The sequence below is a fragment of the Nocardia sp. NPDC058705 genome (assembly GCF_042749305.1).
In the GTDB taxonomy this organism is placed as follows: Bacteria; Actinomycetota; Actinomycetes; order Mycobacteriales; family Mycobacteriaceae; genus Nocardia.
Genome location: NZ_JBHYRN010000002.1, coordinates 370269 through 388175, shown reverse-complemented (window position 1 = coordinate 388175; position 17907 = coordinate 370269). Strand labels below are relative to the sequence as shown.

The window sequence follows — 17907 nt, the reverse complement described above, 5'->3', positions numbered from 1 at the left end:
CGCGGCGTCATGCGGGTGTTGGGTCGATAACCCGAGATCGAAAGCGCCTGCAGCGCAACCGTTTGACAGCGATCAGCACGATCGGCTTCGAATATCGGCCAGGACCGCCCGGACCCACCGACGTCCACCAGATCATGCCCCACATCGATACCATTCCTCTGACCGATCTCGTCGACACCTTCGAAATCAGCGCCGACATGGAGCCTGTGGGCGACGCTTACGGTGGCCTCGTACCCTTGTTCGTCCGGTTCGAGTCAGCGATGGAGCATTTTCACGGATCCTCTCGCCTCGCCATGGGACAGAAGGCTCCCGTACTTGCTTGCAGTTGTGGGGAATTGGGCTGCTGGCCGCTGCTGACGCGCATAACCTCGACCGGCGGCCTTGTTGTGTGGGACCACTTCGAACAGCCGTATCGCACCACTCGTGACTGCGCCGCATTCGGCCCATTTCTGTTCGACCGCAATCGGTACGACAAAGCTGTCCAGGACCTCGATGCCGCAATCGCCGCCCACGAATGACATGCCCGAGTCGCAGTTGGCCGGTGAGCAAGGTCCACCCTGTGTCGAGTGTGATGTCATCGAAGTCAGGGGACATGAATGCACCAGCGCTCGACGAACTCTGTTCAATGCAGCCCCGACCAGGGCAGTCGCAGCCTCTGATTCGGACGCTCGGTCACACGAAGCCCGTTCCAACTAGCCGCTGGGCGTGCTCACGAACGTCCGTCTCTGCCGAATTACGGACGGATCACACACCCAGTTCGTCGCAAAGGTCGATGTAGCGGTCGAGGTACTCGGGTGTAGATCGGTGGCGACCGAGGCCGATGGTGTCGAATTCGTCCAACCCGGCGGTGGCGGTGACGCCGATCATGCGGAGCGCGGCATTGATGGTTGAAACGGAGCGGATCGCGCCACCCGCAACACATGTGGCAGCCCACTGGTCACCGACTCCAGCAAAGTAGTCCGTGTAGACCAGGGCGAAGCTGGGATGGCTCCGGGCTGTGAGATCGGCTGCGATGACTCGCACGACGCCTTCGGTGGGAAAGAGTCTGGGCATGTCGGGAGACCGTTCGATCTGTTCCGCAACACCTTGTGTGGCTTGCCAGTACGCGGTGTATTCGTGTGTCAATGGGAAGAGGGTCAGTTCATTGCGCAACGGCGTCGGCATCAAGTCCCATCGGGTGGCCGCGCCCTCGTGTGCAAATCCGGGCACGATGAGCGCCGTTATCGAATGTCCCACGGCCTGAACCTATCCTTCTCGCTCACCGCCTGCGCGATCCATCCTGTATTGGCGCTGGGCGGGCGGTCTCGGACGTCCGCGTCTGCCGGTGAGGGCGCCTGTTCAGGAGGGCCACGTTGCGCGTGCTCGTTCTGCACAGGATGAGAGTTCGCGTCCGTGACGCCGCGCTCTGACCACGCACTGAAATGCCGTGACGCGGGTGATGGGCGGTCATCCAAGTCGTCGCCGCGGACATACTTGCGAAAACAGTTGTAGATCGCGTAGTAGGCGAGCTCGACCGAGTCGGGGAAGGCTAGATCGTCGTCCTGCAGCGCGGTGATGGGCTCGAGATAGCGGCCGCCGATATCCGTGCTATCGACACCGGCCCGAGCTGCGCGAAGGGCATGGCTCGGCAGGTCGACATCGACGTGGTGTCGCATTCCGACCACCGAGTCTCGGTAGCGAAGCGGGGCGGGTCTTTCCTGGACGTAAACGGTCCACGTCAGCAGGGCATCCTCGCAGAGCGATAGGTGGACCTGCCGTCGACGATCGGCGCCCAGCCGAAGGAACAGTTGCCTCGGCGTCATGGGCGATTCTAGCTCCGGTGCGTGGTATTATTCGAACGAATCGAAACTGGTTTCGAAACGTACGCTTGCCTGAGGAGGTGTCTTGACAACACAACCGCTCGAGGAACGCACATTCCTGCCCGATGACGGTGAGCGACTGGCCCCCGTCATGAGCTTTCTCGAAGCCCACGAGCGTCGTTGGGGTGCCGCCGCGAAGCCTAGCTATGCCTTGGTCGGAACCGACGAGGGTGACCGAATCGAGCTGCCCGCCGATGTTCACCAAGCATTGAAACAGGTGGTTGCGGCACTGCTCGCAGGTCGGGCGGTCACTATCGCGCCGCACAGCATGACCTTGACGTCTCAGCAGGCCGCCGACCTGCTCGGGGTCAGCAGGCCTACGGTGAAGCGGCTGATCGAGAAGAACGAACTACCCGCCGAGCGGATAGGCACCCGCCACCGGCTGAAGTTGGACGACGTTCTTGACTACCGCGAGGCCCGCCGCCGCCGTCAATACGACGCACTGGCAGAAACCGCGGTCGATGTCTCGATCGAGGAAGATCCCGCCGACGTAGAGCGCCACCTACGCGAGGCGCGGCACCTGGCCGCAGAACGGTACCGGGGTAAGCGCAACAGCTGAGGGGGGTCGGTGTTCGCGGTACTGCTCGACACGTGTGTTCTCTGGCCAAGTCTGCAACGCGACTTTCTGCTGTCGCTCGCGGTCGAAGGGTTGTACCGGCCGCTGTGGTCGGAGCGAATCCTGTTGGAATTGGAGCTGAGTGAACAGGCCAAGCTCGTCGGCCGCGGCGACGACGAACTGTCAGCAGCCTCACGTGCCCGCAAGTTGATCGAGGTTCTCGAATCGAGGTTCGACGACGCACTGGTCATGAATTGGGAGCCCCTCGATGGATCGTTCGGGCTACCCGACTCGAATGACGAACATGTCGCGGCAGCAGCTGTCGTTGGTGGCGCCGGGGCGATCGTGACCGACAACCTGCGCGACTTTCCCAAAGATCTTCTGCCAGAAGGACTCTGTGTGCGGTCTGCGGCGCAGTTCGCCGCTGACACTGTTGCAGTATCACCGGAAACCGCCTTGCTGGCGCTGCGGACAATGTTGCGTCGATACCGAAATCCGGTGGTCACAACGGATGAAGCCCTGAAAATTCTCGCATCGCGGTATCGCATGAATGAAGCTGTTGAGCTCCTGAGCGCAATTCGCTGACCGCTGTTGTGGCGGAAGTGGGCTGTCGAGTGGCTGCAGTGCTGGTCGTCCGACCCTGGTTAAGGGCAATCGGGGTCGGACGACCGCGGACGGGTGTCGAGTGAGGCGGCCGCATTAGTTGGTTTTTATCGGGCTTTCGTTCGTTGTGCCCCAGCGGGATTCGGTGTGGGTGGTGATTTCTGCTGAGGGAGCGGCGACTGTGCGGGTCAGGCGTTGGAGTTCGCCCCAGTCTCGGGTCCAGTCGTTGGTCAGGTAGGTGGGGATGGTGCGGGATTGCATGAGCATGGTGGTCCAGCCGAGGGGGCCGCCGCCGGTTTCGCCCTGCCAGGTTTCGGAGACCTGGGCGTTGAGTTTGTCGGGTTGGATTCGCCAGATGGGCATCTCGGCTACGCCGTTGCGGTGGTCGAACGGGTGTTGGCAGGGGAAGGCCAGTCCCACATGCCAATCCGTGAGGATGGGGTCGGAGGTGCCGACGACGGTGTTCAGGGTCGACAGCTTGGGTAGGCGGGGTGGGGTGATCGCGAGCCACTGCATGGGGTCGGGCTCGCTGGTGTCGGCGATGAGGCGAACTGCTGTGGTGCCTGCGGGGATTCGGTCCAGGTCGATCGGGAGGTTGCGCCAGCCTGGGGCTCCGCCGACTGTCGGTGGCGCCAATTCGCCTAGGACGGTGGAGGTTCCGTCCTCGGTATGGCGGGCGAACTCCACCCGCAGTCGCTGGCCGGGCATGCGTGAACCGTCAGGCGCGGTGGACTCGATTCGTCCGGCCACTGTCAGAACCAGCACTCTGTGAGCTGGATTCTGGTGGGCAGCAGCGAGATCCAAGCGATACCACTGGGTTGTCAGTTGGGTGCGTTGCGGTTCGCCGGTTGAATAGCTTCCGAGCACAGGTGTCCGCTCCGGAGCGAGTCCGAACGGCAATGCCACTGTGCTGCCGTTCACGCCAGGGACAGCGGGACCGGGGGCTCCCGGCGGGCCGGTGGGTGCGCCACCGGGTGCCGACCCGTTCGTACCGCCCGGTGCCGCACCGCCAGGAGCTGAGCCGCCGGGACCACCCGGTGCCCCGCCTGGTCCACCGGGCGCGCCACCTCCACCCGGTGCAGGGCCCGAACCTGACGGCGGGGCCGATGATTGGCCGGGTCCGGGATCGGGAGCGAGACTTCCGACGCCATTCGGGGTGAAGCCGGTGTTCTCGGCGGCCAACCCCTCGGCGACGGTTCCGTTGATCGGGGCGAGCAACGAGTCCGCGGTGTTGGTCTCGACAAGAACCTCGTCAGCCATTGCGCACTGATCCCCGGTCAGCGCACGCAGATTCGACAGTCCGACGGAGTAGGCCGGATACTGCGAAATGCCCGCCACTGCCAGCGATCCCACTTCGAACAACACCATGGCTGCCGCAGCGATCGTCAGCGGCGCAACCGCCGGGATCCTGCGAGACGGTCCGCTGCGGCGGCGATCAACGCGATCAGCAGAGTGGACAGCGCCTCCGCTGCGGATTTCGCCGTCGATTCCATCGCTGCCGCCGACCGGCTCGGCACCGGTGTTCGCCACGGGCGCCGAGTAGTACTGGAAGAGGGCCGCGAGTAGGGCCATCGCTGTTGCAGCGAGGAAGACTGTCGATACCTCGATGCCGCTGATGGACGGAGCGCGGTCGGGCCAGGGGACTCCGTAGCCCGAGACGTACCACCAGCCGTTGGAGCCGGTGAAGCTCACGGCGAGCAGGAACAGCACTGCGGCGGCGAACAGAGTTCGGAGGTAGTTGGTGCGGGTGAGGGCTACCGCGGTGATCGCGGCTAGAGCGGCGGCCAGTCCCGCGTAGACGCCGAAGTGGTGGGTCCACTTGGTGGGGGTGAACATCATCAGGAGCAGGGCCATGAAGACGACGGCGAGGATGCGCGTCACCGGGCCGCGGGCGGTGGTGGGGATGCGGCCGTGGCGCAGGGTCGTGATGATGCCGACGATGAGGCACAGCAGCATGGCGAGGATGCCGAAGCGGCGGGCGAGGGAGCCGTCTGGGTTCACCGAGAGCAGGGAATCCCAGCGGGTGCGTTCCTCGAACCAGGACATGTCGGGGCCGACGAGTTGGCGGACGCGGGTGGCTTCCAGGACGGTCGACAAGGTTTGGTCGGCGAAGACGACGACCAGCACGAGGGTGCCCGCGACGACGATCGGGACTACGAGCGCGGCGAGCCGCAGGAACGTGGGCTTGCCGCCCGAATCGGGGGTGGCGCGGGCGACGATTGTCCTCAGCACCGGCCTTGAACCAGCCAATAGTGCTGCCACACAGATCAATCCGGTGGGGCCAGCCGCGAGGGAGAACGCGGCGATCAGCACCGCGACGGCGGCGGGTAGCAGGCGACGGGTGGCGATCGCTCGTTCCATCGAGCACCAGGTGAGCAGGGCGCCGACCGCGATGAGGGGTTCGGGGCGCAGGCCGTTGTTGTAGGGGAGCCAGATCGACAGGAAGACCAGTGCCGCTGTCCAGCGGGCCACGCGGCTGGCTCGCACACCAGAACCCAAGCGCGGCAGCACTTCCCGGCTGAGCACCAGCCAGCACACGAACCCGGCGAGCAGCGCGGGCAGCCGCATCCACAGACCGGTCTCGCTGACCCGGGTCATCTGCGCGAGCACCTCGTACGGCCACCCGAACGGGGCTTCGGCGACCTGGAACCACCGGTAGTAGTTGGCGGTATAACCGGCTTCCTTCGAGGCTCGCGCCATCGTCAGGATGTAGCCGTCGTCAGAACTGTTGGCGCCGATCACATGCCAGATCACCAATGTGCCCGCGACCGTCGCGTCGAGGCCGGTGAATCGCCACCAGCGGGCGGGCAGTACGCGCCGCGCTCGTCGACCGTCGCGAGTATCGCTGCGGTGCAGGCAGATCAGCGCGAGGAGCGTGCACAGCACGGCCCCGATGATCGCTGCCAGCTTCCAGCCGCTCGGGCTCGACGAGAACCGCGCGTCGATCTCGGCGTGCAGGCGCGCATCGCCCATTCGCCCGCGATCCAGTTCGGTGTAGACCCCGACTACCTGTGGTCGCACGTCAGCGTCCACCGTCGTCTTCATCGGCGAGCCGTCCGCCCGCTTCAAGCCGGTGAGTTCGGCTGTCGTGCTCGACGCCGTCGAAACGACCGTCAACGCACCGCATGCCGCCGGCTGCACGTTCCCGGGCGCAGCGCCGGGCCCGCCACTCGGACCGGTAGGCGGGTTGGCGGTCGACGGCGCAGCACTCCCGGGAGCGTTGCCCGCAGGCGGAGCGCCCACCGACGGACTGGAACCCGAAGGCGGCCCACCGGGGGCCCCGGCCGGGGGCGAGCTGCCGGCCGGAGGAGTGCTCGGAGGCGGACTGGCGCCCGGTCCCGCCGAATTCGACGGTGGCGCGCCGTTGGGTCCGCTCGGCGGTGCGCTGCCCGATGGGGGAGCGCTGCCCGGAGGCGGCGACCCCGGAGGCTGACCGGCACCTGGAACCCCGGAGTTCGGTCCGGCGCCGACAGAGGTTGGAGGCCCGGCGTTCGGCGGAGCGCTTCCCTCGGTGGGACCGCCGGGTGGGGGGACGCTGCCGGTCCCCGGTGGGACAGGTCCAGTGGGTGGGATCTGCCCCTCAGGGACGGAAGCCGGGGCGCCGCCCTGTGCCTGGCTCCCCGCGATATCTACGATCGACGCACTCAGCAACAATTTGTCCCGCAGCACAACCGACAGCGTCCGCCCAGCTCCCGGCCGGTCCTCGATGCGCGCGACCAGGCCTTTCGACCCCGCCCGCGGCGCCTGCGCCGGAACCGTGGACAGCACGGTCCCGCCGGTCATCTCGCGCAGGGCGGTGCACGGAATGCTCACGTCGAGCGACAGCGGCACGTACCCCACGAGCGGTGCGCTGACTTGCATCGACTGCGGTTGCGGCCAATCCAGGCTCGCGCGCGTTTGCTGAACCGGCAGCAACGGAGTCGCCACCGCCAGCACTACACCCAGCGCCCCCGCCGCGATCCCGAATTTCCGCAGTCGGCCGAAGCCGGAAGAATCTCCACCCACAAGCGATGATGCTAGCCATGGTCGTGCACCTTAGCGCGGGCGGCGCAGTTCGGTGACGGCGATGCGGGCGGCTTCACCGATCGCGGCGTCGACCACCGGCAGCATCGGGTCGGCACGGGCAGCCCGGGTGAAAACCGCTACCGCGACCGGTGTTTCGCCGGGGAACTCGATCACGGCGACTTCGTTGCGGATCACGCCGATGGTGCCGGTCTTTCCCGCCACGAGGACTCCGCGATGCGGGAAGGCGGCGGCGATGCGATGCTGCCAGATCTGCTTGCCCATCACCGTGCGCGCGAATGCTGTGCTCGCCGTAGACAATATGTCGCCTGACCACAATTTCCACAGGAAGCGGGTCATCTCCTCGGGGGTCGTCGCGCTCGCGTAGGAGGGGTCGTAGGCGGCGACGGTCCACGCCTCGTCGTTGTCGGTAAGTGCGGCGAAAGCCTCTGCGGTGCTGTGGGTATCGGTGTCGCGTACGAGGCTGCGGTACTGGTCGGCGGTGCCGCCGACGATGCGGGTGTCGGTGAGGCCGAGTTCGTCGACGAGGTCGCTCACCGCGGCGAGACCGACCTCGCCGAGGATTACGTCGGCGGCGGCATTGTCGGACACCGTCATCATCGATGTCACCAAGTCACGGCGACTCAGTGTGACCGGATCATGCAGTGCCGCAATGCCGGTCGGGCCGGGCGTGCAGTCGGCGGGGTCGATGGTGAGCCGCCCGGCCGGATCGATCTGCCCCCGATCGACTTGGCGCAAGAACGCCGCGAACAACACCAGTTTGTACACCGACGCGAACACCACACGGTCGCGTCCACCGACGGAGACCTCGCCTGGCGACCCGTCGCACCTGCGAGCGTGCAACCAGCCGGCACAGCCCGCGTCCGCGAACACCGCACGGATCCGCGAAGCCGGCGCTTCAGGAGCTCTCGCACCATCGGAGATCGTCGTGCTCGAACCGCCTGGTCCCACGTCGGTCCGCCCGGATCTACTGAGGCCCGCGTCGACCGAGCCGGGGACTCGTCGACCGCCCGCACTCGCCGCGCCGAAGGTGGTCATCGCAGCCGCTCGCGATAGAGCGCCCGGTCCACCGTGTCGGCATATGTCCCGGCATCGGGGCGACGAATCACTCTGACCCGCACCGCAATCGACTGCGGAGCCAGAGTCAGCCACGCCACGCCCGGTGTGGGTGTCGGCGGTGTGGCCGTCACGCCGAAGCTCGTTCCGGCAGCAACCGCGGCCAACACCGCCCGATCGTCGGACGCCGCGAGTGGCGGTGCGTCCAGCCCGCGTTCGCGCAGCAGATCGACAATGCTGTCGAAGGCGGGCGGGTTCGCCGCGCGGGGTGGGTGCGCGAAATACAGCCCGGCGAGCATCGGGAACGTCGGCCGTTCGGTGGTGGTGGTGCGGTGATCGGCGGGCACCACCAACCAGCGCGGCAACTTCAGCACCGGTCCGGCCTCGACACCGTCGACCAGCGCGGGATGTTCGATCACCGCCACATCGCACACGCCTGCCCGCACCTCGGTGACCAGGTCGACGGTCGTGCCGAGCGTCGTCGCCACACTCCCACCGGCGGCGCGCAGGCCGGTGACGCAGGCGGTGACCAGGCGGTCGGGCAGCGCGCTCGTCGCCGCGAATCGCACGGTGCCGCTGAGTTGGGCGATCCGCTGCGATTCGGCGAGCAACCGGTCGGCGTCGTCGACCAGCAATCGGGCGCGGGGCAGCAGGTGTCTGCCCGCGGTGGTGAGCAGCGCGCCCTGGCTGGTGCGGCGGATCAGTTCGACGTCGAGATGCTGCTCGAGGCGGCGCAATCCCTGGGACAGGGGTGGTTGGGTCATGTCAAGCGCCGCTGCCGCCCGCCCGAAGTGGCCCTCGTCCGCGACGGAGACGAAGAACCGGAGGTGGCGGATCAGATCCATATCGGCCATTGAACCAGCGCGCTTGCCGCGACTTGGACGATCGGCCATGACAAGGCGGAAGCGATCAGCCTTCGGAATAGGTTTACCGGTGTCTACCTGCGGTGATATCGAGTGCGACTCGTTCAGGGTGCTGTCCGATATTGGCCTCGAAGTGGCCGATGGTGATGTTGTGCACCGGTGACTTCCACCGCACCGAAGCCCCTCCTGCGAACCCGGATCGCCGCCTTCGTGCTCGCGGCCTCGGCCGTGACTTTCACCGGCTGCTCGAGCAACGATGTCGAACCGGCGCCGAGTACGTCGACAACTGCCTCCGCCGCTCCGGTCTTCGCCGATCTGGAGGCGAAATACGGTGCCCGCCTAGGACTCTCGGTCGTCGACACCGGCAGTGGGGCGACCGTCGACTACCGCGAGGGTGAACGCTTCGCGATGGGCTCGACCTTCAAAGGCTTGGCGTGTGGCGCACTGCTGCAGGCACATCCGCTGGCCACGGGCTATTTCGAGCAGGTCATCCACTACACCGCCGCCGACATCGTGGTGAATTCCCCCGAGACGGAAAAGCACGTCGACACCGGCATGACCGTCTCGGCGATCTGTCACGCCGCGATCACCGTCTCAGACAACACCGCGGGCAACCTCGTCCTGCGACTGCTCGGCGGCCCCGAGGGCCTCACCGCCTTCCTGCGCACGCTCGGCGACACCGTCACCCGCCTCGACCGCTGGGAACCCGAACTCAACACCGCCGTCCCCGGCGACGAACGCGACACCACCACCGCCGCGGCCCTGGCCGCCGACTACCGCGCCCTCGTCCTCGGCACCGCCCTCGCCGCCCCTGAACGCGCCCAACTCACCGAATGGCTCCTCGCCAGCGCCACCGGCGCCAAACGCATCAAAGCGGGCCTGCCCGCCGACTGGAAGGTCGGCGACAAAACCGGCACCCCCTCCTACGGCTCCGCCCTCGACGTAGCCATCGCCTGGCCTCCTGGCCGCCAACCCCTGGTCCTCGCGGTCCTGACCACCAAGCCCGACCAGAACGCGGAACCATCCAACGATCTCGTAGCGGAGGCGACGAGGGCCGCAGTCGGCGAACTCCGGTAACTCACTCGATGCGCCAGCCTGCGGTGACCGACTGCGTGCAACGTTGCGGATCGTCACCGGCCCCGACGAACAGTGCTGTGAGCATAGGGATTCCGTAGTTCAGAGCCGCGGGTGGCAGGGGGCCGGTGGCGACGAGGCCGGCCAGACCGTGGCCGATGGTCCAGCTCTGGGTGGCCAGGTCCAGCGGGTCGATGTCGGCGCGGAATCGGCCGATGGCTTTGGCCGAATGCACGGCGGTGACCAGGCGATGCAGGGTCGCGTCGGCGGCTGCGGCGTCCTCGAGGTCGAAGCCGGCGTCGAACATCACCCGGTAGAGGTCGGGGTTGGTCAGGGCGTTGGACAGGTAGGCGCTGCCGAGGGCGGCCAGGTCGTTGACCGGGTCGTCGGTGGTCGGCACCTCGGTCAGGCGGGTGGCGAGGCGGGTGAAACCTTCCTGGCGGACCGCGCGCCAGAGACCGTCGATGCCGTCGAAGTAGGTGTAGACGGCCATGGTCGACACCTCGGTGCCCGCCACCAGACCCCGCAGCGTGACGGGTTGCCGCTCGCGCAGCAGCAGCGCGGCTCTGTCGATCAGCATCGAGCGCACCGCGAGATTCTTCGTCCTGGCCATAGCGAAATATTACATAACAGCGTTATGGTATTGGGCATGACTGTGGAACTGATGAATCCGGACGGGCTGCCTAAGCCGGAGGTTTACCGACAGCTCTCGATCGCGACGGGCTCGCGCCTGGTCTTCCTGGCCGGACAGGTCGCCCGCGATGCCGACGGAAACCCGGTCGGCACAGACGATTTCGCCGCCCAGGTCGAGCAGGCGTACCTCAATGTCGGCACCGCGCTCGCGGCCGTCGGCGGTTCGTTCGACGATGTCGCGAAGCTGACGATCTACGTCGTCGACTGGGGCCCGGAGAAGTTCCCGCTGCTCGGCGAGGGTGTGGCGCGGGCGGCGGCGAAGTTGGGGGTCGATCCGGTCAAGCCGATCACGCTGATCGGGGTCGCCGCGCTCGGGGAGCCGGATCTGCTCGTCGAGGTCGAGGCGACAGCCGTGCTCGACTGAGACATCCCAGGGTTCGCCGCTGTCGAGGGACAACGGCACCTAGGATGTTCTCACCCTGATCGAACGGAACACCTTGCGCCTACGCTGGATCGCCGCGCCTGTCGCCGCCGTAGCCGCGCTGGTCGTGGTCGCATTCGGTGTGCGCGACACCGAACCCACCTGGTCGAGTGCCTGGGCTACCGCTGTCCAGTACCCCATCTACCAGAACTGGTCGGCGATGGGGTTTTCCGAACAGACTGTGCGACAAGTGGTTCGGCTGTCACAGGACGGGCCGCAAGTCCGAATTCGGCTGTCGAACCGCTATGGCGAGTATCCCCTGCCGGTCGCGGCGGCGACGGTTGCGCGAAGTGCGGGTGGCGCAGCCGTTGTCCCGGAATCGGTGCGGGTGTTGACTGTTGGTGGGGATTCCGCTTTCGTGGTGGCCCCGGGTGCCGAAACAGTCACCGATGCAGTGGAATCCGTGGGGCCGTTGGTGGCGATAACGCTCTACTTCACCTACCCCACGGGCCCCGCGACCCAGCACGGGCAGGCGCTGGCCACCGCGTACCGGGCACCCGGCGATCACGTCGCGGATCCTTCGGCAACGCACTTCACCGAAAAATCGCAGTCCTGGTACTACCTGGCAGGTGTCGACACGCTCCGGCCCAGCGAAGCTGATGTGACCGTGGCCTTCGGTGATTCGCTCACCGACGGCTTCCGCTCCACCCCCGACACCGACCAGCGCTATCCCGACCTGCTCGCGGCGGCCGGCTATCACGGTCCGGTGGTGAATGCCGGAATCAGCGGCAACCGACTGATCACCGACTCGACCGTCCTCGGCGACAGTGCCATCGCTCGTTTCCGCCGTGACGTGCTCGACCAACCGGGCGTCGGTACCGCTGTCGTCCTGATCGGCATCAACGACATCGGTCTCGCGGGCAACCCGGGTCCGGACGGCATCGTCTTCCCGCAGGTGTCGAAGGAACAGCTCATCGCCGGGTATCGAGACTTGATCGCCCAGGCGCGAGCGGCGGGGGTGCGCATCATCGGTGCGACGATCCTGCCCTTCGCCGGGTCGGCGTTCTTCTCGCCGGAGAAGGAGCGCCTGCGCACCGAGGTGAACACTTGGATACGGGAGGCGGGAGCCTTCGACAAGGTGGTCGATCTAGAACTGGCCCTTGCCGCACCGGGCGATCGCACGCGCCTCGCCGACGCGTTCGACAGCGGTGATCACCTGCACCCCAACGATTCCGGTTACCGCGCGATCGCCACGGCCATCGCACCCGCGCTGACCACGTGATCACCGTCTCGCCGGAGCTGGCACGACCAGGTCCGATACTGACCCGTACCCCAACGGCCGGTGAACCCTGATCGGTCGAGTGGCAGGTAGGGCGGGGGCTCGATATGCTCGACTCCACCTTCGAAACAGGCTGCCTTGCTGCGTGTTTGAAAGACCACTGATGGCAGGGGGCTTGTGAGTACTGCGGAAGTGCCGCTGATGGCGCAGACAGTTGCCGAACCGGCGGAATCCGGTGACAACGCCGGATCCGTGGTGCTCGGCGCCGGGGTGGCCGTGGTGGCGATCGCCGCGGTGACCGCGGTGCTCGCGCCGCCCGCTGTCGGCATTCCGGTACTGGCCGCTGCCCTCGCCGCGGCGCTGATCGGTTGCCCGGCAATCTGGTACGCCCTGCGTCAGCGCGCACAGGCGCGTGCGAGCCTGGCCGCGGCAGGACGAGCCGAACAGCAATTGGCCGACACCGTGGCCGAGGCGACCGCACGTCTGGCCAAGGCGGACGAGCACACCGCCGCGTACGCGTGGGAAGCCCAGGAGAATTCGCGCCGCGGCGCGGCCGCACTGTCGGCGTTCGCCGGCGCCGCGGGCCGCATCCAGGCGATGACCACCTCCATGCTGGCCGAACTGCGGGAGATGGAACACCGCCACGCCGACCCGAGGGTGCTCACCGACCTGCTCCATATCGACCACCGCACCGCCCAGGCGGGCCGCCTCGCCGACAGCATCGCGGTGCTGTCGGGTGCGCGAACCGGGCGCCGCTGGGCGAAACCGATTGCGATGGAATCGATTCTGCGTGGGGCGATGGGGCGGGTGGCCGGGTATCAGCGCGTGCGACTGCGGGCGATCGCCGAGGTCGGTGTTGCCGGGCATGCCGCCGAAGGCGTGATGCACACCCTCGCCGAACTGCTCGACAATGCGTGCAACTTCTCCCCGCCCACCACCGAAGTACACGTCTACGCCGCGGAAGTGCCTGCTGGCGTGGTGATCACGATCGAGGACAGCGGTCTGATCATGAGCGACTCCGCGCTGCGCCGCGCCGAAGCCGCCGTGTCCGGGCGCGATCACCAGGGCAAGGGCGCCGACCTGGCCTCGCTGTCGGGCACCCGCCTCGGGCTCGCCGTGGTCGGGCACCTGGCGCGCAAACACGAACTCACCGTGTCGTATCGGCCGTCGGCGATCGGCGGCACCGCGGTGGTCGTCGTCATTCCTCGTGAGCTCACCGCACGGGCCGAACGTCGCAGTCGCCCGGCGGTCACGGCACCACGCGTCGCTGAATCCACCACGCTGAGCCAGTTCGACAGTCCCATTCCGCGCAGGACCGCCACCGGCACCATGGATTCCGGCGAAGACACGGGCGCACTGGACGCGGTCGAGCCGTTCGGCCAACACGCGCGAGCGGAGTCGAACGGCACCACACCCTCGCTGCCGAAACGTCGCAGGGGCGACACCCTGGCTCGAGTTCACCCCGAAGGCCTCACCAGCGCCCCCACCGCCGCGGCGCCACCGGCCAAACCCACTGCGCTGGGCGCTTTTCAGCGTTCCGCGCCGGGCCGCAACCTCACCAGCCACGAACCGGGCAACGCCGCCGCACCCGTCGACCCACTGGAGGACCGATGACCACGACCGCCCCCGCCAACCTCGGCTGGCTGCTCGAGAAGCTGCTCGCCCGCACCCCGCGCGCCAGGCACGCCCTGCTGCTCTCGGGTGACGGACTGAAGATCTGCCACACACCGGAACTCGATATCGACCGCGCCGATCAGCTGGCCGCGATCGCCGCCGGGTTCCAGAGTCTTTCGCACGGGGCCTCCGTCGAGTTCGGTGACGGGCGTGGCGGAGTTCGCCAGTCGATGACCGAGTTCTACGGCGGCATCCTGTTCGTGGTCGAGGCGGGACGTGGCGCGCACTTAGCGGTGGTGGCCGCCGAGGACGCCGACGCCGGCTTGGTCGGGCACACGATGCACGAGCTGGTCGAACAGCTCGGCGAGCACCTGGCGGCCCAGCCACGCCGCGGAGCGATCGAGTGATCAGGGCAGGTCGCGACGACGATCCCGACCGCTTCTACACCCTGACCGGCGGCCGCGCGCCCATGACCGAGGACTTCGACCTGGTCACCCTCGTGGTGAGCGAGTCGGCGCCGAGCGTGGGCATGTCGTCGGAACAGGTCGCGGTGCTCGACATGTGCCGGGCGCCGACCGCGGTCGTGGAGATCGCGGCCGAGCTGCGCCTTCCCGTCGGGGTCGCGACGGTTGTGCTGTCGGATCTGCTCGCCGCGGGCAAGATCACGGTGCGCCCACCGCTGTCGGCGGCGATGTCGCTGGATGCTTCCACCCTCGAGAAGGTGCTCGTTGGACTTCGCAAGCTCTGAGAACGTGCCCGAGCGGGCTGGAGCGCCGCTGCACAGCACGGCACAGCACGGGTTGAAAATCGTGATCATCGGCGGATTCGGTGTCGGTAAAACGACATTGGTGCGGTCGGTGAGCGAGATCAGGCCACTCGACACCGAGGCCACCATGACCGACGTGAGCGCCGGTGTCGACGACACCAGCGGTGTGCCGGGCAAGTCGACCACCACCGTCGCCTTCGACTTCGGCCGCATCACTCTCGACGACGAACACGTGCTGTATCTGTTCGGAGCGCCTGGGCAGCAGAGGTTCTGGTTCCTGTGGGACCGGCTGTTCGCGGGCGCGCTCGGCGCGATCGTGCTGGTGGACCAGCGCCGGATCAGCGACTCCTGGTACGCGATCGACCGGCTCGAACATCAGGGCACCCCGTTCGTGGTGGCCTGCAACGACTTCGGCGATGCCCGTGAGCCCGAGGCGGTGCGCGACGCCCTCGATCTGGATCCGGCCGTGCCGCTGGTGATGTGTGACGCGCGCTCGCGCGAATCGAGCAAGCAGGTGCTGATCACACTGGTCGAGCACCTGTATTCCGCTGTCTCGCAGGGAGAAACCGTCTCATGAGCACACCCACCGGCGCCTGCCCGATCACCGGCGCGGTGCCGTTGAGCGGCCCGGAATTCCACATCGAACCGCACGAGGTCTATCGGCGGATGCGCCGCGATCACGGGCCCGTGGTGCACGTGGAGCTGCCCGGTGGGTTCCCGGCCTGGCTGATCATCGGTTACCGCGAACTGCATCAGGTGACCAGCGATCCGCTGCTGTTCCCGCGCGATGTCTCGCTGTGGAACCAGTGGGGCCGGGTGCCGGAGGACTGGCCGCTGCTGCCGATGGTCGGGCGACCCATGCCCTCGATCTACTTCACCGCGGGCGCCGAACATCGCCGACACCTGGCGATGGTGGAACCGGCTCTCGACGCGGTCGACCACTTCGAATTGCGCAGGGCCTGTGAGGAAATCGCGGACCGCCTCATCGACGGGTTCTGCGGTCGCGGGACTGCCGACCTGATGGCGGAATTCGCGGTGAAGCTGCCAGTGCTGGCGCTGTCGCGCATCCTCGGCATGCCCGACGCCGACGCCGACGACCTCGCCCTGGTGATCAAGATGCTCGCCGACGGCGGCGCCGACGCCCAGGCCGGGCACGCCCGCTTCGCCGAGCACATGGCACGGCTGCTGGCGACCAAGAAGGCCCGTCCCGGTGGGGATCTGGTGTCGCTGATGCTGGCCGATCCCGAGCCGTTCACCGACGAGGAATACATGATGGACCTGATGGCGATCACCGCCGCGGGCCATCTGCCCACCGCCGACTGGCTGGGCACGTCGATGCGGTTGATGCTCACCGACGACCGTTTCGCCAACGCCCTCGGTGGCGGCAGGCGCAGCGTCGGCGAGGCCATGAGCGAAGTCCTCTGGGAAGAGGGCCCGACCTCGATCCTGGCCGGTCGGTGGGCCGCGCGCGATACTCGCTTGGGTGACAAGACGATTCGCGCCGGTGACATGCTGCTGCTCGGCCTCGCCGCAGCCAATCTCGATCCGCATGTGCGCCAATCGTTTTCCGAGGGCGGCTCGGTCCCCACCGGCAACAACGCCCACTTCGCGTTCAGTTACGGCGAATACCGCTGCCCGTTCGCGGCGCAGCAGATCGCCGAGATCATCGCCAGGACCGGTATCGAGGTGCTGCTCGACCGGCTCCCGGATATGGACCTGGCAGTACCCGCCGACCAACTCACCCGGCGACCTTCGGCTTTCCTTCGGGGCATGAGCGCACTGCCCGTTCGTTTCACACCAGTTCGACCCGTCGGAGGTTTTTCGTGAGTTCCCAATGCCCCTTTGCCATCGACCCCATGGTCGGTGACCTCAACGGGGAGACCGCCCGACTTCGTGAGCTCGGCCCGATCACCCGGATCGACCTGCTCGGCGTGCCCGCCTGGACCGTCACCGATCACGCGATCGCGCGCCAGCTGACCACCGATCCCCGGCTGGTCAAGGACATCAACGCGTGGTCGCTGTACGCCGACGGCGTGGTGACCACCCAGTGGCCGCTGATCGGGATGGTCCTCGTCGACCGTTCGATGTTCAGTGTCGACGGCGCGGAGCACCGCCGGTTGCGGCTCAAGACCGCGCAGGCGCTGGCCCCGCGCCGGCTCGAGGAGCTGCGTCCGGTGATCGAGCGGCTCACCGCCGACCTGCTCGACGATCTCGAGGCCGCGGGTGCCGACGGTGCGCCGGTCGACCTCAAGGAGGTCTTCGCCTATCCGCTGCCGATGCGCGTGGTCGGCGACCTGATGGGCGTGCGGCGCGAGGATCACCCGATGCTGCTCGACTGGTACAAGAAGTTCTTCTCGGTGATGACCCCGCAGGACGAGCGCCTCGAGGTGATCGGCGGCCTCGATGTGTACTTCACCGACCTGGTCCGGCAGAAGATCGCGAACCCCGCCGACGACCTGACCTCGGCGTTCATCACCGCCGACGAGGGCGGCGAGCCGCTCACCGAGGAAGAGGCGATCGGCAATATCAAGGCCCTCGTCGCCGCCGGGCACGAGACCACCGTGAGCCTGATCATCAACACCGTGCGCGCGCTGCTCGCCGAACCCGAGCAGCTGGCGAAAGTCCTTGCGGGCGACGTGGAATGGAAGCAGGTGATCGAGGAGTCGCTGCGCTGGGACGGCCCGGTCTCGCACCTGTTGATGCGTTTCGCCACCGAGGACATCACCGTCGGCGACACCGTGATCGCCAAGGGGGAGGGCGTGGTGATGTCCTACCGGGCCATCGGCCGCGACACCACGGTGCACGGCGAGACCGCCGACGACTTCGACGTGACCCGCTCGACGGCCAACCGCCACTTGGCATTCGGCTACGGCCCGCACATCTGCCCCGGCGCCGCCCTGTCGCGTCTGGAAGCCGCGATCGCGCTGCCCGCGCTGTTCGCCCGTTTCCCGGCGCTGCGACTTGCGGTGCCCGACAGTGAGATCGGCAATCTGCCGGTGCTCACGCAGAACGATCTGGCCGCGTTGCCGATCATCCTGAACTGACTGGCGCGCGTCGTGCCCGGCGATCGAACAGGGCCGGGCGCACCCCCCCAGTCTTAAAAGGCCCAATTGAGCCCCCGCAAAGTCAAAGAGATAGAAGTTTTGAGCCCCCCCGAATG

The 17907-nt window shown here is 67.3% G+C and carries 19 protein-coding genes and 1 pseudogene; 13 read left to right on the top strand and 7 right to left on the bottom strand.

Going from position 1 to position 17907, the window contains the following annotated elements; genetic code table 11:
- Window positions 1–62 precede the first annotated feature (62 nt).
- Window positions 63–518: a hypothetical protein gene (locus tag ACFW6D_RS04960; RefSeq protein ID WP_379324840.1), complete on the top strand. Its 456-nt coding sequence runs from the start codon at window positions 63–65 to the stop codon at window positions 516–518.
- 226 nt (window positions 519–744) lie between these two features.
- Here ACFW6D_RS04960 and ACFW6D_RS04955 read toward each other — a convergent pair whose 3' ends face one another.
- Complete coding sequence (locus tag ACFW6D_RS04955) at window positions 745–1164, bottom strand: hypothetical protein (RefSeq protein ID WP_379324838.1); 420 nt, start codon at window positions 1162–1164, stop codon at window positions 745–747.
- Between the two features lie 56 nt (window positions 1165–1220).
- On the bottom strand, window positions 1221–1655 hold the full coding sequence (locus ACFW6D_RS04950; RefSeq protein WP_379324836.1) for a hypothetical protein: 435 nt from the start codon (window positions 1653–1655) through the stop codon (window positions 1221–1223).
- A gap of 229 nt (window positions 1656–1884) precedes the next feature.
- On the opposite strand from ACFW6D_RS04950, the gene ACFW6D_RS04945 reads away from it, so the two are divergent.
- Both ACFW6D_RS04945 and ACFW6D_RS04940 read left to right on the top strand, forming a co-directional pair.
- Entirely contained in the window at window positions 1885–2418 is a 534-nt protein-coding gene (locus ACFW6D_RS04945; protein WP_379324834.1) for a helix-turn-helix domain-containing protein, read from the top strand.
- Between the two features lie 9 nt (window positions 2419–2427).
- Window positions 2428–3000: a PIN domain-containing protein gene (locus tag ACFW6D_RS04940; protein WP_379233674.1), complete on the top strand. Its 573-nt coding sequence runs from the start codon at window positions 2428–2430 to the stop codon at window positions 2998–3000.
- 114 nt (window positions 3001–3114) lie between these two features.
- Here the strand turns inward: ACFW6D_RS04940 and ACFW6D_RS04935 are convergent, their stop codons facing one another.
- Complete coding sequence (locus tag ACFW6D_RS04935) at window positions 3115–6159, bottom strand: arabinosyltransferase domain-containing protein (protein WP_379325045.1); 3045 nt, start codon at window positions 6157–6159, stop codon at window positions 3115–3117.
- Between ACFW6D_RS04935 and ACFW6D_RS04930 the strand changes: the two genes are divergently transcribed.
- Window positions 6092–6451: a hypothetical protein gene (locus ACFW6D_RS04930; protein ID WP_379325052.1), complete on the top strand. Its 360-nt coding sequence runs from the start codon at window positions 6092–6094 to the stop codon at window positions 6449–6451. The two genes, ACFW6D_RS04935 and ACFW6D_RS04930, sit on opposite strands and share 68 nt — an antisense overlap.
- Before the next feature lie 197 nt (window positions 6452–6648).
- Here ACFW6D_RS04930 and ACFW6D_RS04925 read toward each other — a convergent pair.
- The 3 genes and pseudogenes from ACFW6D_RS04925 to ACFW6D_RS04915 form a co-directional block, all read right to left on the bottom strand.
- A pseudogene (locus ACFW6D_RS04925) lies at window positions 6649–6945 on the bottom strand (hypothetical protein); the annotation flags it as partial.
- Between the two features lie 108 nt (window positions 6946–7053).
- Complete coding sequence (locus ACFW6D_RS04920) at window positions 7054–8079, bottom strand: serine hydrolase (RefSeq protein ID WP_379324832.1); 1026 nt, start codon at window positions 8077–8079, stop codon at window positions 7054–7056.
- On the bottom strand, window positions 8076–8951 hold the full coding sequence (locus ACFW6D_RS04915; RefSeq protein WP_379324830.1) for a LysR family transcriptional regulator: 876 nt from the start codon (window positions 8949–8951) through the stop codon (window positions 8076–8078). The genes ACFW6D_RS04920 and ACFW6D_RS04915 overlap by 4 nt, the downstream gene beginning before the upstream one ends.
- Window positions 8952–9146: 195 nt before the next feature.
- Between ACFW6D_RS04915 and bla the strand changes: the two genes are divergently transcribed.
- On the top strand, window positions 9147–10037 hold the full coding sequence (gene bla, locus ACFW6D_RS04910; protein WP_379325043.1) for a class A beta-lactamase: 891 nt from the start codon (window positions 9147–9149) through the stop codon (window positions 10035–10037).
- Between the two features lies 1 nt (window position 10038).
- Here bla and ACFW6D_RS04905 read toward each other — a convergent pair whose 3' ends face one another.
- A complete protein-coding gene (locus tag ACFW6D_RS04905; protein WP_379324828.1) occupies window positions 10039–10647 on the bottom strand; it encodes a TetR/AcrR family transcriptional regulator in 609 nt (202 codons plus the stop codon).
- Between the two features lie 36 nt (window positions 10648–10683).
- Between ACFW6D_RS04905 and ACFW6D_RS04900 the strand changes: the two genes are divergently transcribed.
- From ACFW6D_RS04900 to ACFW6D_RS04865, 8 genes are all read left to right on the top strand, one after another.
- On the top strand, window positions 10684–11091 hold the full coding sequence (locus ACFW6D_RS04900) for a RidA family protein (protein ID WP_379324826.1): 408 nt from the start codon (window positions 10684–10686) through the stop codon (window positions 11089–11091).
- Window positions 11092–11164: 73 nt separating this feature from the next.
- Window positions 11165–12370 carry an SGNH/GDSL hydrolase family protein gene (locus ACFW6D_RS04895; protein ID WP_379324824.1) on the top strand — a complete coding sequence of 402 codons (1206 nt, stop codon included), beginning with the start codon at window positions 11165–11167 and terminating at the stop codon, window positions 12368–12370.
- 198 nt (window positions 12371–12568) lie between these two features.
- Window positions 12569–13981 carry a sensor histidine kinase gene (locus tag ACFW6D_RS04890; protein WP_379324822.1) on the top strand — a complete coding sequence of 471 codons (1413 nt, stop codon included), beginning with the start codon at window positions 12569–12571 and terminating at the stop codon, window positions 13979–13981.
- The gene (locus ACFW6D_RS04885) at window positions 13978–14388 is read left to right on the top strand and encodes a roadblock/LC7 domain-containing protein (RefSeq protein ID WP_379324820.1); all 411 of its coding nucleotides are present in this window, start codon (window positions 13978–13980) and stop codon (window positions 14386–14388) included. The genes ACFW6D_RS04890 and ACFW6D_RS04885 overlap by 4 nt, the downstream gene beginning before the upstream one ends.
- Window positions 14385–14729: a DUF742 domain-containing protein gene (locus ACFW6D_RS04880; protein ID WP_379324818.1), complete on the top strand. Its 345-nt coding sequence runs from the start codon at window positions 14385–14387 to the stop codon at window positions 14727–14729. The genes ACFW6D_RS04885 and ACFW6D_RS04880 overlap by 4 nt, the downstream gene beginning before the upstream one ends.
- A 52-nt stretch (window positions 14730–14781) precedes the next feature.
- The gene (locus ACFW6D_RS04875) at window positions 14782–15324 is read left to right on the top strand and encodes an ATP/GTP-binding protein (RefSeq protein WP_379325041.1); all 543 of its coding nucleotides are present in this window, start codon (window positions 14782–14784) and stop codon (window positions 15322–15324) included.
- A complete protein-coding gene (locus ACFW6D_RS04870; protein WP_379233654.1) occupies window positions 15321–16574 on the top strand; it encodes a cytochrome P450 in 1254 nt (417 codons plus the stop codon). Before ACFW6D_RS04875 ends, ACFW6D_RS04870 begins: the two co-directional genes overlap by 4 nt.
- Entirely contained in the window at window positions 16571–17791 is a 1221-nt protein-coding gene (locus ACFW6D_RS04865) for a cytochrome P450 (protein ID WP_379324816.1), read from the top strand. Before ACFW6D_RS04870 ends, ACFW6D_RS04865 begins: the two co-directional genes overlap by 4 nt.
- Window positions 17792–17907 lie beyond the last annotated feature (116 nt).

Bases quoted from the DNA above. Each gene is read 5' to 3' on its own strand.
- ACFW6D_RS04905 (WP_379324828.1), bottom strand. From the start codon at position 10,647: ATGGCCAGGACGAAGAATCTCGCGGTGCGCTCGATGCTGATCGACAGA.
- ACFW6D_RS04870 (WP_379233654.1), top strand. From the start codon at position 15,321: ATGAGCACACCCACCGGCGCCTGCCCGATCACCGGCGCGGTGCCGTTG.
- ACFW6D_RS04955 (WP_379324838.1), bottom strand. From the start codon at position 1,164: ATGCCGACGCCGTTGCGCAATGAACTGACCCTCTTCCCATTGACACAC.
- ACFW6D_RS04950 (WP_379324836.1), bottom strand. From the start codon at position 1,655: ATGCGACACCACGTCGATGTCGACCTGCCGAGCCATGCCCTTCGCGCA.
- ACFW6D_RS04920 (WP_379324832.1), bottom strand. From the start codon at position 8,079: ATGACCACCTTCGGCGCGGCGAGTGCGGGCGGTCGACGAGTCCCCGGC.
- ACFW6D_RS04900 (WP_379324826.1), top strand. From the start codon at position 10,684: ATGACTGTGGAACTGATGAATCCGGACGGGCTGCCTAAGCCGGAGGTT.
- ACFW6D_RS04885 (WP_379324820.1), top strand. From the start codon at position 13,978: ATGACCACGACCGCCCCCGCCAACCTCGGCTGGCTGCTCGAGAAGCTG.
- ACFW6D_RS04890 (WP_379324822.1), top strand. From the start codon at position 12,569: ATGGCGCAGACAGTTGCCGAACCGGCGGAATCCGGTGACAACGCCGGA.
- ACFW6D_RS04915 (WP_379324830.1), bottom strand. From the start codon at position 8,951: ATGGCCGATATGGATCTGATCCGCCACCTCCGGTTCTTCGTCTCCGTC.